This window comes from Neisseria subflava, from assembly GCF_003044935.1.
Classification (GTDB): Bacteria; Pseudomonadota; Gammaproteobacteria; order Burkholderiales; family Neisseriaceae; genus Neisseria; species Neisseria subflava_E.
This window is the reverse complement of sequence record NZ_POXP01000002.1, coordinates 372,674-387,119: the sequence shown is the minus strand read 5'-3', so window position 1 is coordinate 387,119 and position 14,446 is coordinate 372,674. Positions and strand designations below refer to the sequence as shown.

At 50.8% G+C, this 14,446-nt stretch carries 13 protein-coding genes; 12 read left to right on the top strand and 1 reads right to left on the bottom strand.

The genetic code is table 11. The annotated features are described in order from the left end of the window. The first annotated feature begins 37 nt into the window (after positions 1 to 37). From gltX to DBY95_RS10575, 12 genes are all read left to right on the top strand, one after another. Complete coding sequence (gene gltX, locus DBY95_RS07450) at positions 38 to 1,432, top strand: glutamate--tRNA ligase (RefSeq protein WP_107723902.1); 1,395 nt, start codon at positions 38 to 40, stop codon at positions 1,430 to 1,432. 106 nt (positions 1,433 to 1,538) lie between these two features. Beyond that, a complete protein-coding gene (locus tag DBY95_RS10695) occupies positions 1,539 to 1,970 on the top strand; it encodes a hypothetical protein (RefSeq protein WP_234394602.1) in 432 nt (143 codons plus the stop codon). Continuing rightward, positions 1,963 to 2,937, top strand: coding sequence for a hypothetical protein (locus tag DBY95_RS07440; protein WP_107723901.1), 975 nt, complete (start codon positions 1,963 to 1,965; stop codon positions 2,935 to 2,937). The genes DBY95_RS10695 and DBY95_RS07440 overlap by 8 nt, the downstream gene beginning before the upstream one ends. 277 nt (positions 2,938 to 3,214) lie before the next feature. Beyond that, the gene (locus tag DBY95_RS07435; protein ID WP_107723900.1) at positions 3,215 to 3,553 is read left to right on the top strand and encodes a hypothetical protein; all 339 of its coding nucleotides are present in this window, start codon (positions 3,215 to 3,217) and stop codon (positions 3,551 to 3,553) included. 59 nt (positions 3,554 to 3,612) lie between these two features. Continuing rightward, positions 3,613 to 3,948, top strand: coding sequence for a zinc ribbon domain-containing protein YjdM (locus tag DBY95_RS07430; protein ID WP_107723899.1), 336 nt, complete (start codon positions 3,613 to 3,615; stop codon positions 3,946 to 3,948). Positions 3,949 to 4,164: 216 nt separating this feature from the next. After that, entirely contained in the window at positions 4,165 to 6,474 is a 2,310-nt protein-coding gene (gene recQ, locus DBY95_RS07425) for a DNA helicase RecQ (protein ID WP_107723898.1), read from the top strand. 222 nt (positions 6,475 to 6,696) lie between these two features. Beyond that, the gene (locus tag DBY95_RS07420) at positions 6,697 to 7,146 is read left to right on the top strand and encodes an HvfX family Cu-binding RiPP maturation protein (protein ID WP_004519155.1); all 450 of its coding nucleotides are present in this window, start codon (positions 6,697 to 6,699) and stop codon (positions 7,144 to 7,146) included. Positions 7,147 to 7,244: 98 nt separating this feature from the next. Then, positions 7,245 to 7,517 (top strand): hypothetical protein, encoded by a 273-nt coding sequence (locus DBY95_RS07415; protein ID WP_107723897.1) that lies wholly within the window; start codon positions 7,245 to 7,247, stop codon positions 7,515 to 7,517. An 86-nt stretch (positions 7,518 to 7,603) separates the two neighbouring features. Continuing rightward, positions 7,604 to 8,446, top strand: a complete 843-nt coding sequence (locus DBY95_RS07410; RefSeq protein WP_063068582.1) for an HvfB family MNIO-type RiPP peptide maturase — start codon at positions 7,604 to 7,606, stop codon at positions 8,444 to 8,446. Then, a complete protein-coding gene (locus DBY95_RS07405; RefSeq protein ID WP_107723896.1) occupies positions 8,436 to 9,122 on the top strand; it encodes an HvfC family RiPP maturation protein in 687 nt (228 codons plus the stop codon). Before DBY95_RS07410 ends, DBY95_RS07405 begins: the two co-directional genes overlap by 11 nt. Positions 9,123 to 9,264: 142 nt before the next feature. Then, positions 9,265 to 9,843, top strand: coding sequence for a sigma-70 family RNA polymerase sigma factor (locus tag DBY95_RS07400; RefSeq protein ID WP_063068580.1), 579 nt, complete (start codon positions 9,265 to 9,267; stop codon positions 9,841 to 9,843). Between the two features lie 12 nt (positions 9,844 to 9,855). Continuing rightward, complete coding sequence (locus tag DBY95_RS10575) at positions 9,856 to 10,029, top strand: hypothetical protein (protein WP_049323681.1); 174 nt, start codon at positions 9,856 to 9,858, stop codon at positions 10,027 to 10,029. Between the two features lie 238 nt (positions 10,030 to 10,267). Here the strand turns inward: DBY95_RS10575 and DBY95_RS07390 are convergent, their stop codons facing one another. Continuing rightward, the gene (locus DBY95_RS07390) at positions 10,268 to 14,416 is read right to left on the bottom strand and encodes a translocation/assembly module TamB domain-containing protein (RefSeq protein ID WP_107723895.1); all 4,149 of its coding nucleotides are present in this window, start codon (positions 14,414 to 14,416) and stop codon (positions 10,268 to 10,270) included. Positions 14,417 to 14,446: the final 30 nt, after the last annotated feature.

Sequence of the window (14,446 nt, the reverse complement as noted above, 5' to 3'; positions counted from 1 at the left end):
AAGTAAAATACCTGTTTTCAAAGACTTTGGAGCCATCATGACCGTCAAAACCCGTTTCGCCCCCAGCCCCACCGGCTACCTGCACATCGGCGGCGTACGCACCGCCTTGTTTTCATGGGCGTTTGCCCGCCATCATAAAGGCGAGTTCCTATTGCGTATCGAAGACACCGACTTGGCGCGCTCTACTGCCGAATCTGTCAACATCATCCTCGACGGCATGAAATGGGTCGGCCTGAACTACGACAACGCCGACAACATCGTGTACCAAACCCGCCGTTTCGACCGCTATAAAGAAGTCATCGCCGAACTCTTGGAAAAAGGCGCTGCCTACTACTGCTATTGCAGCAAAGAAGAGCTGGAAGCCATGCGCGAGAAAGCCGAAAAAGAAGGCACGGCAACTTACGACCGCCGCTGGCGCCCTGAAGAAGGCAAAACTCTGCCCGAAATCCCTGCCGACGTGCAACCTGTTGTCCGTTTCAAAACGCCTTTGGACGGCGTGACCAAATGGACGGACTTGGTCAAAGGCGAAATCTCCATCCCCAACGAAGCGCTCGACGACCTGATTATCGCCCGCGCCGACGGCACACCGACCTACAACTTCTGCGTCGTGGTGGACGACTACGACATGGGCGTTACCCACGTTATCCGCGGTGACGACCATGTGAACAACACGCCGAAACAAATCAACATCTTAAAAGCCATTGGCGCCACCCTCCCCGAATACGGCCACCTGCCCATGATTCTCAACGAACAAGGCAAAAAAATCTCCAAACGCAGCGGCGATACCGTTGCCATCACTGATTTTGGCGCAATGGGCATCCTGCCCGAAGCCATGCTCAACTATCTGGCACGCTTGGGCTGGGCGCACGGCGACGACGAATTCTTCACGATGGAACAATTCATCGAATGGTTTGATTTGAAAGACGTTTCCCCATCCCCAAGCCGCATGGATTTGAAGAAACTCTACTGGATCAACGGCGAACACATCAAAATCACCGCCAACGAAAAACTGGCCGAAATGGTGAAACCGCGCCTCGCCCTGCGCGATATCCACGAAACAAGCAAGCCTGCTTTGGAAGATGTGTTGGCATTGGTCAAAGACCGCGCCCAAGACCTGAACACGCTTGCCGACGAGTGCCTCTACTTCTATGTCAAACAAACCCCTGCCGAAGCAGACGTGCAGAAACACTGGGACGACGAAGCCGCCGCCCGTATGCTGCGCTTTGCCGAACGCCTCGAAGGGCTGGAAGACTGGACCGCCGAAGCCATCCACGACCTCTTCAAACCTTTCTGCGACGAAGAAGGCATCAAAATGGGCAAACTCGGTATGCCCCTGCGCCTCGCTGTCTGCGGTACGGCGAAAACCCCAAGCGTCGATGCCGTATTGGCATTAATCGGCAAAGAAGAAGTGTTGAAACGGATCCGTTCGTAAGGCATGAATGATAAAAGGCCGTCTGAAAATTTTTCAGACGGCCTTTTGGGTTGTCAAGATTTAGTCTTCAGACGTATAATCATTATGTTTTTATAATGGTATGATTATGAAAAATATTTCTTTTAAAGTTATTCTAATACTCATATTTATAATAATAGTGTTTATTTGTCTATTTTTTAGATTTTTTAATAGGAATAATAACTTATTTCCATTAATTCAAGGAAAAAATAGTATCCCTTTAATCGAGATTTTTAATGGGTATGATGAAGTTTGTATTCAAAAACCTTATGTATTGGAAACTGATTTTGAGAATAAATTAGGACAAGATTTATTTTTTTACAAAATGGCCGAAGATAAAACAATATTTTGGGGTAAAAAAAATGGAAAATTTGAGAAGGTTTATTACATTGAATCGTGGCCTATGAACAGACAACCCGAAGTTTGTTATCCTGTAAATGAAAATATTTGTTTACAGGCAGAAATATCAAATAATTCAAATTTTTCTAACTTTAATTTAGGGAAGTGTGAAAATGAGTGATTACTATTTTAGTCCTAGTACTGTTAAGGAGTATGTAGCTGGTACTTTTGTGTCGCATGCAGTAAAAAAGGCTAATGAATATGGTGGCTTTGCAGGGGAAGATGATATAGACCCACATAATAATAGCTATGATGCATATAGACATGCTCTTTTAAGTGCAGTTATTACTCAAAATATTCAACAAGTAGCTGAAGATATATTAATATCTGATTCTGGTATTGCTTACTCTGTATCTCAGGATCAATTTCATGAATTATCCAAGGTAATAGGACGTGATCAAGCTAAAGCAATACTTGATGATCATGAAGATATTTCTAAAAAGCCTGCTAACATGAGTATGGAGGATTGGCGAAAAGAAGTTAACATGGATAAATGGAATAACGCCGTTGGACAAAAGGAATATTTCAAATGGGAACAAGCAATAATCAAAGGAGAAACTAAAGATCCATTGGAAAAATGGATCTATGATGCAGTAAAAAGAGGAGAGACAATAAATAATTTGGATGATAATCGCGTTTTTACTGAGGAAATGAAATTATCATTTAAAAATGAGAAAGAACAGCTACTACAATATTCACAGTCCTTTTTTGTATCCAAACTACAATCCCTTGCTCCTGAAACCCAAAATCTTTTCAATGCAGTAAAAGGACATCTAACCGAATACCATGAGAAAAATGGGATACCGATTGAGGAAGCAAAACTGCAAAACTCCGCAATGGCTCTTACTGCGTTGGGTTATTCCAAAAAAATGACAGATGTCACGCTGTTTAATGTAAAAGACGGACAGTATCTGATTGGTGAGCGTAATCCCGTATTGAATCGAGTATCTATGGATATGCAGACAGCAGCCTATATTCCGATAGAAGAAAGCCTTGCAAAGGTTCAGGAAGCGACGCAGCGTTTTGAGTATGAAGAACAGCAAAGACAGTATGAGCAGTCACAAGCACAGGGGATAAGTCGTTCTTAAAACGTAATTAAAGGGAAGGCCGTTTGAAAATTTTTCAGACGGCCTTTTCTAATAAAACCAGAAAATAATGGAATAAGGCGGAGAATATGAGAAAATAATAGCCGCCTGCCTGTCACAACAGTTGATTGAATTAACTTTTATCGGCAGCCTGAATGTCCGGATTGGATAAAATAAACCATCAAGAACAAAGACCAACAAGCATATTATGTAAACTTGGCGGCTGAAAAATCGGCTCTGCGCTTTACTTTACAAATCAAACAACTTTAAAGGAAAACCCATGAAAAAAACCTTACTTACCCTGATGATGCTATCTGCCGCCGCCGCGTATGCCGGTGAGGCGGAAGACCGTTTGCTGTCCGTCCAATCGGTTTACCGTGCCGCTTTGCATGAGCAAAACAGCAACGACAGCAAAATCATTTCCCTGCAAAGTGATTTGGAAAGCGCGCAGCGCCGTTTGCAGGCAGCGCAATCCGATATTGACCGTTTGAAAGGAGAAATTCAGACGGCCTTGGCTCAGAAAGAGCAGCAAAATGCCAAGCTGCAACAAGCCGGCCAGATGTTGGACGCGGCGTGGAATGCCGTTTACGGCGTAGGCGGCAGCAAGGCGAATCAATAATTTAGACATTGTATTATTTACGTTTTACGCTTCTTTTATCATATTTATAAGGAAACCTCATGTCCCTACCTCCCTGCCCGAAATGCCACTCCGAATACACTTACGAAGACGGCGCCCAATACGTTTGCCCTGAGTGCGCCCATGAGTGGAACGAGGCCGATGCTGCGGCTGCAAACGATGATGTATTGGAAGTCAAAGATGCCAACGGCGCGGTCTTGCAAGATGGCGATACGGTTGTTTTGATTAAAGATTTGAAAGTAAAAGGCAGCTCTATGGTCATCAAGCAAGGCACCAAAGTCAAAGGCATCCGCTTACAAGAGGGCGACCACAATATCGGTTGCAAAATCGATGGTAGCGCGATGAACTTGAAATCTGAGTTCGTCAAAAAAGCCTAAAGATTTTATCTTTGAAAGGCCGTCTGAAATCCGAAGAGTAGGATTCAGATGGCCTTCATGCGTTTCGTTCAAAATAAAACAAATATTTATTTAAAATTAAACAAGTTTAATAGAGTTGAATTTCAGGCCGTCTGAAAAAGCGGCGGCAAAATGTTCCGCACATACGCGGGTGCAAAACCGTTAAAATAACGCTTTCCCTTATTCTACGGAACCATTATGCCTCAGCCGACCGCCAAACAGATTTTGCACGAAGTATTCGGTTATCCCGAATTTCGTGGCAAGCAGGAGGCTATCGTCAATGCTTTGGCTGGCGGCGAGAGTTTGATGGTGCTGATGCCGACAGGCGGGGGCAAGTCTTTGTGTTACCAGATTCCGGCGCTGATGCGCGAAGGCGTGGCGGTTGTCGTATCGCCGCTGATTGCGCTGATGAACGACCAAGTGGCCAGCCTGCATGTGGCCGGGATTGAAGCGGCGGCAGTCAACAGCAGCACATCGGCAGATGAGGCGAGCGAGATTGCCGACAAGCTTGCCCAAGGCCGTCTGAAACTGCTTTATGTCGCGCCGGAACGCTTGGTTACCGACCGCTTTTTGCGTTTTCTCGACCAACAAACCGTTAGCCTGTTTGCCATTGATGAGGCGCATTGCGTCAGCCAATGGGGACACGATTTCCGCCCCGAATATCAACAGCTCGGCATGCTTGCCGAACGCTATCCAAACGTCCCGCGCATCGCCCTGACCGCTACCGCCGATGCAGCCACGCGCGCCGACATCAAGCATTATCTGCATTTGGACAATGCGCCCGAATTTATTTCCAGCTTTGACCGCCCGAATATTTATTATCAGGTTATCGAAAAAAATAATGGCAAAAAACAATTGCTGGATTTCATCCGCAAGCAGATGCATGGGCAAAGCGGCATTGTGTATTGTTTGAGCCGTAAAAAAGTCGAGGATGTGGCGCAGTTTTTGTGTGAAAACGGCTTGGAGGCGATTCCGTATCATGCCGGTTTGAGCATGGACGTGCGCGAGGAAAACCAACGCCGCTTTACGCATGAAGACAATATTATCGTGGTGGCGACCGTGGCGTTCGGCATGGGCATAGACAAACCCGACGTGCGCTTTGTCGCCCATCTCGATATGCCCCAGAGTGTCGAACATTTCTATCAGGAATCGGGACGCGCCGGCCGGGACGGGCTGCCTGCCGTGAGCTGGCTGTGTTACGGCTTGAACGATTGGGTGTTGCTGCGAGAACGGATTGCCGAAGGCAACAGCGACGAAGTGCAAAAGCAAATCGAAATGCAAAAACTCGATGCCATGCTTTCCGTCTGCGAAACCGCCGCCTGCCGCCGCGTACTGCTGCTCAAACATTTCGGCGAAGAATCCGAACCCTGCGGCCATTGCGACAACTGCCTGCATCCGCCCGTGCGGTTTGACGGTACGGTGTTGGTGCAAAAATTACTCAGCTGCGTGTACCGCGCCGGACAACGTTTTGCCGCTGGTTACATCACCAACCTTTTGCGCGGCAAAAGCGACGATTGGATACAGCGCAACGGCCATGACAAGTTATCCACATTCGGCATTGGCAGCGAACAGACTGACAAAGAATGGCGCAGCGTTATCCGCCAGTGCATCAGCTTGGGCTATCTCACCGTCAATGTCGAGCAACATCAAGCCCTGCAGTTGACCGAAGCGGCAAAAAAAGTCCTCAAGGGCGAAACCGAAGTTATGTTGCGTCCCCTGCGCCGCGAAAAAACGGCCACCCAAAAACCGAAAGACGATTGGTTGCGTACCGAGCGCGAAGAGCGTTTGTGGCAGGCATTGCGTCAATGGCGGCAACAACGCGCCCGGGCAGAGGAAGTGCCGGCCTATGTGGTTTGCGGCGACAAAACCCTGCGCGATATTGTCGAAAAAATGCCCCGAAGGTTGGAAGATTTACATCAAATCTACGGCTTGGGTGAGGCGAAAATCAATAAATTCGGTTTGGAGATACTCGACGTTTGCGAAACGGCTGAAGCCGGTACGGTTTCCACAGACAGCGCACAAGTTATCCACAGCTTGAGCGAGCGCGAACAGGCCTTAAAACGGGCTTTGGAAACTTGGCGCGAGCAGCAGGCAAGTGCCGATCAAGTAACGCTGGGTACGGTATTCTCCAACGAAAGCATGGATGATTTGTTGACCAATACGCCTGCCGAACCCATCGACCTTTTAGGTGTGTATAAGCTCGGCGAAAAACGTATAGAGCAATACGGCGAGGGCATTTTAAACATCTGCCGCCCGTTTTCAGACGGCCTGAGTGAAGAGGACAAACGCAAACGCCGATTGATGCGCTGCCTGCTTCAGTGGAACATCGATACTGCCCGCCATGAAGGCCTCGAAGCCTATCAGATATGCAGCAAAGTTACCCTGCGCGCGATTGCCGCCCGACGGCCGCAAGATTTGGCGGAGTTGGCGGAAATCCACGGCATGAATGAGGAGAAAATCGACAAATACGGCGCAGAAATTGTCGAATTGTGTAAACAAGCGGATTGATTGACCGCGTTCATCATTAAAGGCCGTCTGAAACCCAATCAAGCATGGTGTTTCAGACGGCCTTTTGAATTTTTAATCTTTATAAAACAATGAATAAGAAGATATCTTCATTTGTTTCGTCAGTTTTTTAAAGCTGCCGCGTCTAAACAGGCATGAAATATGGGATGGTGCCGATTGATTTTTCGTCCCATCCCATTCAACACACATTGATTAGGAAAATAAATGAACACCTCATCCAACCCCTCTTGGCAGGCTGCTTTCGGTTTGTTGACGCTCAGGCTTTTTGCCGCGTATGAATTTCTTGAGTCCGGTTTGGAAAAATGGAACGGGGAAAACTGGTTTGCAGAAATAAACAGTCAATTTCCCTTTCCGTTCAATTTGTTGTCGGATACGGTCAACTGGAATTTGGCCATGTGGGCGGAACTGGTTTTGCCTGCGCTGCTCATCGTCGGCTTGGCAACGCGGCTGTCCGCGCTGGGATTGATGGTCGTAACGGCTGTCGCATGGTCTGCGGTACATGCCGGCTTGGGTTACAATGTGTGCGACAACGGTTATAAAATAGCACTGATTTATTTGGTGGTTTTATTTCCTGTCCTATTGCAGGGCGCAGGCCGTCTGTCTTTGGATGCCCTGCTGAAGAAACGCTGTTGCCGTATCAAGCATTTTCTTTAAGGATTATCTTTAAGGATTAATGGTCGCGGGCCGACTTTAAATGCCCGATATTATCCCTTGATTTGTTTTTAAACCCATATTTTAAAAAGGAAGTTGAAATGAAAAAAAATGTAGCTGCTGCTCTGGCCGGTGCACTGTCCCTGTCTCTGGCTGCCGGTGTTGTTGCCGCTGATAAAGCCGCCAGCGACGTGGCTGTTGAGAAAACTGTTAAAGCTGCCGAAGGTAGTTGCGGCGCGGCTGCCAAAGCCGGTGAAGGTTCTTGCGGCGCGGCCATGAAAAAAGCACACGCCAAAAAAGGCAAAGCATCTAAAGCCAAAGCTGCCAAAGTAGTAGAAGGTAAATGCGGCGAAGGTAAATGCGGTTCTAAATAATCCTGCAATATACCTTTAACAAAGTCGCATTTTACAAACGAAAATGCGACTTTGTCGTTCATACGGCACCATAACAGGACATCACCATGATTCAACACGCAGGCTTGGGCTACCGCCGCGACTTGGCGGAAGACTTCCTCTCGCTTTCAGATGACAGCCCGATACGCTTTATCGAAGCCGCCCCCGAAAACTGGCTGAAAATGGGCGGCAGGGCGCGCAAACAGTTTGACCGCGTGGCGGAACGGCTGCCGCTGGCATTGCACGGATTATCCATGTCGTTGGGCGGACAAGCCCCACTGGATACCGATTTAATAGACGGAATCAAAGAAATGATGCGCCGTTATGACTGCACATTTTTCTCCGACCATTTGAGCTATTGCCACGACGGCGGTCATCTTTACGATTTGTTGCCGCTGCCTTTCACTGAAGAAATGGTGCAACATACAGCGCGGCGTATCCGCGAAGTGCAAGACCGGTTGGGCTGCCGCATCGCCGTAGAAAACACCTCCTACTACCTGCATTCTCCGCTTGCCGAAATGAATGAGGTCGAGTTCCTCAACGCGGTTGCCCGTGAAGCCGATTGTGGCATTCATTTGGATGTGAACAATATCTATGTCAACGCCGTCAATCACGGCCTGTTGTCGCCTGAAGCCTTTTTAGAGAATGTGGACGCAGAGCGCGTGTGCTATATCCATATTGCCGGACATGACGTGGAAACGCCGGAATTGTTGATTGATACGCATGGTGCGGCGGTATTGCCGACTGTTTGGGATTTGCTCGAACTGGCCTATGCCAAACTGCCGACGATTCCGCCCACCCTGTTGGAACGCGATTTCAATTTTCCGCCTTTTGCCGAACTCGAAGCCGAAGTCGCCAAAATCGCCGACTATCAAATGCGTGCCGGAAAGGAATACCGCCGTGCAGCCTGAAACTTCCGCCCAATACCAACACCGCTTTGCCAAAGCCATACGCGAAGGCAAAGCCGCAGACGGATTGCCGCGAGAGCGCCTGAATGTCTATATCCGACTGATACGCAACAATATTCACAGCTTTATCGACCGTTGTTATACCGAAACGCTGCAATACTTTGACAGCGAAGAATGGGGCCGTCTGAAAGAAGGTTTCGTCCGCGACGCATGTGCCCAAACGCCCTATTTTCAAGAAATCCCCGGCGAGTTCCTCCGATATTGCCAAAGCCTGCCGCTTTCAGACGACCTCTTGGCCTTGATGGACTTTGAACACACCCAGCTGCTCGCCGAAACCGCTCAAACCGACAGCGAAGCCTCGCCTGCCGATTCAGACGATTTGGCTTACACCCTTTCTCCCGCCGCCTTTGTGCGCCGTTATCAGTATGATGTGACGGACGAATTGCAGGAGGCGGAAACCGCCGTTTTGGTGTGGCGCGATAAGGAAGACGACGTGATGTATCAAACGCTCGACGATTTCGATGCCTTATTGCTGGAAACGCTGGCAGAAACGCCCACTTCCCTAAACGGCCTGCAAACCATGCTGGCAGAGTTCATGCCGTCTGAAAACGTTTGGCAGGACGCATTAAGGCAGAAATGGGCGGAATGGCTGGAACAGGGCATTTTGGTTGCGGCATAAACCAAGGCCGTCTGAAACGGGCGCAGTCGGTTTCGGCGAAACAAAAATACTACTGAAATCGTTTATAGATTCAATCGCATGCTCTTTCCGTATCAGCGTAAAATCAGAAGCATATTGATCATTCATTTCATACTGATACATTATGGCCCTACCCGAACTGACCGATGCCGAGCTTGCCGAATCCCGTAAACTGCTACTGCGCTTTGCCCATATCCAGCTGCCCGACCGCCCCGATTTGGCGGAAGACCTCGTACAGGAAACCATGCTTTCTGCCTACCGTGCAGCCGAGGGTTTCAAAGGCGACGCCCAAGTGAGCAGCTGGCTGTTTGCAATCTTAAAAAACAAAATTACCGACTGCCTGCGCCAAATCGGACGGCAACGCCAAGTTTTCGTCACGCGCGACGAGGAAGCCTTGGATGAAGCCTTTGAAGGACATTTTGCCGCTGATGGGCATTGGACGGATGAAGGACAACCTCAGGGTTGGGACTCGCCCGAAGCCAGTTTGAACAATAAAGAGTTCTACCAAGTTTTACAGACCTGCCTCTACCATCTGCCGGAAAACACCGCTCGCGTGTTTACCATGAAAGAAATTCTCGGTTTTTCAAGCGATGAAATCCGCGAGCAATGCGGCATCAGCCATGCCAACTATCACACCATCATGCACCGCGCGCGCGAAACCTTGCGCCAGTGCCTGCAAATCAAATGGTTCTCCCATGCCTGACAGGAAAACGCCATGAAAAAATGCCGCAAAATAACCGATCTGATTTCCAAACAGCAAGACCAAGTGCGTCTCAGTCTTTTTAACCGCATTGCCCTTGCCGTGCACCTGTCGCTCTGTCCCCGTTGCCGCGAATATAAGAAACAGCTCGAATTAATCAGCAACGCCATGCACAAGATGTTTCGATGATTCAAAAAAGGCCGTCTGAAACCTGCCCCTGTCAGTTTCAGACGGCCTTTTTGTATCTGTTTGATTTATCGCTAACCTTGAATAAGCTATGGTTTGCCGTTCACTTTTTTAGCTGCATTTATTTTTAAACTTGCGCCGTTGACCTTTGTTTTTTGAGGCATGGCTGAAGATTCTAATACGGTAGAACAAGATAAAGGCCGTCTGAAAGATGAATTTCAGACGGCCTTTTTCACGGCTTTTAGTGTTGTTCTTCCGGCTCGGGTTCGTCTTTGCCGAACCAGTTGTCAAAGCGGATGGTGTATTTCAACTCGCCGCCGGAGGAGCGCGTGCCGATGCGGGCAACGGCTTGGATGGCGCGGGTCAGTTGGTACACGAGTTTGACGGATTGTTCGGCGCTAGAGATGCCGTATTCGTAACCTGCGTAGAGGTTGTTGGTGAGCTGTTTGCCGACGGTCAGGACTTGTTCGGCAGGGTTGAGCTCGCCTGTTTGGGCATTGCGGCTGCGTTTGCTGGTAAAGCCCAAATCATCGACAAGGCCGATGCGGTCGTTGACTTGGCCGGCAAGCAGTGCGCTGGCGGCCGCAGAGAGCGTGGCATTGTCGCCGTCGCTGCCGCTGCTGGCACGGTTGAGGATGAGCCAGGAGAGTTTGTCTTTTTCACTCATGGCTTCTTTGGCAACCAAGGTTACGCGCGGATTGTTGAGGCTGCCGAGGACTTCGACACCTGCACCGACCGGGGAGAGACGGCGTTCGGCACGGATGTTGAGGTTTGGATTGGTCAGCGGGCCGACAAAGGAAACCGATCCTTTGGTGATGTCGAGGTCTTGGCCGTAGGCTTTGTAGCGGCCTTTGACAACGCGCACGGTACCGACGCCTTGGACGGCTTCGCCCGGACGGGACGTGATGGCCAGTTTGCCACCGATAGTAACGTCTGCGCCGTAGCCGACAAAACGGACATTGTCGTTGATGTTCAAGACAAGGTTCATATTAATCGGCGTGGTGGCCGTTGCTTCTTTTTTGGTTTCGCCCAGTACGACCACGTCGTCATCGAGGGTCGGCATGGAGGATTTTTGTGAACCGAACCTGCCGTAGTCGGTGTTGAGCGTGCCGTTGAGCGATACGCCTTTTTCCGGATTGTAGAGGACTTTGGCCGCGCCGGAGAGCTGCAGTTGGCGGTTTGGACGCGAGAGGGTGCGGTATTTGTCGAAGACGATGTCCACGTCGACATCGGGGTTGGCGTTGGCAAGGTTGACCGCGCCTTTGAGCTCAATCGTGCCGCCACGGTGGAATTTGAGGCTGTCGATGACCCATTTTTGACCCTGCAGGCGTGAACGCAATACGCCGTTGTCGAGAATCAGGCCTTGGGTTTGATGGCGGTAATAGAGGTTGTCGCCGTTAATCAGGCCGCTCAGTTGCGGATCGTTCAGACGGCCTGCCAAGTTGACGGCGGCGTTCAGACGGCCTTTGAGGGTTTGGCCGACGGGTAGGAAGTTACGGAAGACTTCGAGGTTGGCAACGTTCAGGTTGAGTTTGCCGCTCAGAGGGGCGGTATCGAAGCTGGTGCCTTGACCGATGTTGACGGTACCGTCGGCCCGGCCATAATTGGTTTGGAGGTCGAGGTTGCTGTTGACGGTAGGCGAACCGAGTCGGCCGCCGATGGTGGCGGTCGCGTTTAGACGGCCTGCAATGCCTTGGGCTGTCGCCGGCATAAAGGATTTGAGCGAGCCTAAATCGGGAACGCTGATATTGACTTTGCCGCTGACAGGGGCGTTGTTGATGTTGTTGCCGAACTGCTGGGCGATGCCGAGCGTGCCGTCAACTTTGCCGAAGCGGGTGTTGCCTTCCAGCGTGCTGTCGATGCGACCGTTTTGGAAACGGGTGCGCAGGGCGAGCGCGGAAAGTCCCAAAGGCTGTTTGTTTTTCGGGTCTTTGCTCGGCAGGATGATGTCGCCGCTTTGACGGTTGATGTTGAGAAAGCCGCGCGCGTTTTGACTGTACGCCAAATCCCAGTCGCCGCCCAAGACGAGGTTGTGTTCGATAGGCGGAGTGTAGAAGTTGTGTAATTCGGTAATGTGCAGATTTTGTGCGCTGCCTTTACTGGTAATGCCGGCTTTCTTGTCCCAAACGAAATTTTGCAGGTTGAGGTTGCCGCCCATGGCCGCCCAGCGCGCGCTGCTGAGGGAAACGCGTTCGCTACCGGCTTCGAGGTTGAGGCGGTTTTGCAGTTTGAGGTTGAACGCGCCGTTGATGTCGAGCGTGTCGACCGTGCCTTTCCATTGGGTTTGGTCTTTGTTGAGGCCGCCGGTGGCGTCGAGGTCGAGTTTGTAGCGTTTGTTGTCCACCGCCATGCTGCTGTTACCTCGGATGTGGTGGTGCGATCCTGTGCCGCTGATGAGCAGGTTGACGTTGTCGATCAGGGCCGCACCGCCGGAGACGGCGATGTGTTCGCCTTTAATATCGGCACTCAACGGACGGTTGGTATCTGGCGAACCTTTGAGCTTGAAGTCGAGGGTGCGGATGTTGACGGTATCGGCGACTTTGAAGTTGCGCGCTTCGCCGTTCAAATCGGCTTCAAGGGTTTTGAGGCCGTCTGAAAAGCTGCCGGAGATGTAGCCGCGCGCGTTGAGCAGGCCACCCAAGCCGAAGCCGAAACGCGACAAATCGGGGGCGGTAATATTGAGGTTGAGGTGGTCGCCTTTTTTGCCGAAGCTGCCGTTGGTTTTGACGATGTTGTTGCCAAGGGTCAGGTCGGTCAGGGCGCGCGCGAGGTGTTTGTTTTCATAGGCGACGTCGGCTTTGCCGCTGAGCGGAACGCCGTTGAGCGTACTCGGTGCAAACTGCATTTTGCCGGCGAATTTTTCTTGCGCCAGTATGCCGGTTAAGTTGATGTTGCCGTTGACGCTGCCTTGCGGAAGCTGCGGATCGATGCGCGCAGGGTTGAAGGCTTTGCTGACAATGTCCAGTTGCAGTTTGCGGTCTTTGAAGAGTTCGAGCGAGCCTTTGGCATTGAGTTCGCCGCCGTTTTGCGGAACCAGGCGGACTTTGTCGAGCTTGAGCGTGCGCTGGCCGAGCTGTTTGTCGGTTTGGAGAAACAGCATGCCGTCTGTACGCGCAAATCCGCTGTCGAGATTCCAGTTGACAACGGGGGAGGAGGTTTCGCCTTTGACGTCGATACTGCCGTTCAGACGGCCTGCGATGTTTTGACGGACAAAGTCGTCTGCGCCGGTATTGTTGATGCCCAGTGCGAGTTTGAGCTGGTCTTGGGCGGTATCGATTGATCCGGATACATCGATGCTGCCGTCTTTGAGCAGGTCGACGCCGATGTCTTCAATCATGACCGTGCCTTTATCGTCGACGATGAATTCGCCGAGGATGCGTTTGACGGGGATATGATTTTCATCGGCAAAACCGGCTTGGTCGTTTTCCAAGTCAATCGAGCCTTCCAGCGCAACGCCGTCTGTAAAGGACGGAATGGTGGTGGCATCGAAATTCAGGCGCGCTTTGGGCAGGCTGGGCAGGAAGGCCTGCGGATTGATGTTGGAACCTTTAACCAGGATTTCGCCAACGGTTTCGTTGAGGCTGTCGGCGAATGGGTGGATGGTGGATTTGGCAGACAAATGAACGTTGTCGCCGTCGAGCAGCAGGTCGGTATACACGTCTTGCAGGCTGCCCCACAGGCGCACCGTGCTGTGTATGGTTTCGCCCTCAAGCTGGCCTTTGGTGTAGATGGCGGTATTGAGGACGTAGGGTTTGTTCAAACCGAGCACCACCGCGCCTGTCGAGCTGCTCCATGGCGTATCGGCAGTTTTGATGTGGAGGCGGTGTTCTTTTTTGTCGTAATGATAGGCTGCGTGCAGATGGTCGAGATAGACGGTCTGCTTGTCAAAACGCTTGCCCACGCTGATTTTGCCGGTTTCCAAACGGTCGAGATAGGCGGTAACGGGCAGGTCTATGCTGTCGGGCAGGCCTTTTGAAGGCTCTTCTTCTTTGGGCGGCGTGCGTTTGGTCACGATGGCGATGTCGCCGGCCACGACTTCGGTAATGTGCAAGGACGGACGGGTCAGTTCGGACGGTTTCCAATCAAAGCGGAAGCTGCTGATTTTGACATCCGCACCTTCTGTTTCAATCAACCATTTGTCACCTTCAAACCCGTCAATCAGCGTGCCTTTCAGCGTATCCGAAGAGATTTTGACGCCGAACCATGACGGGATTTTGTACAAACCGAAACGCAAACCCGATTCCGTACCGACCAGCCAGCCGATCGCGCCGGCGGAAACGGTCAATACGCCCAAGGCGGACAGGACAAGGCCGCGCAACAGGCGTTTTTTGCGCTTTGGCGGGGCGGGCTGTTGTTCAGACGGCGTGGAAGTGTTTGCAGTATCGGTCATGATATTTTTCTGTTTGTCTGTTGTTCAGAC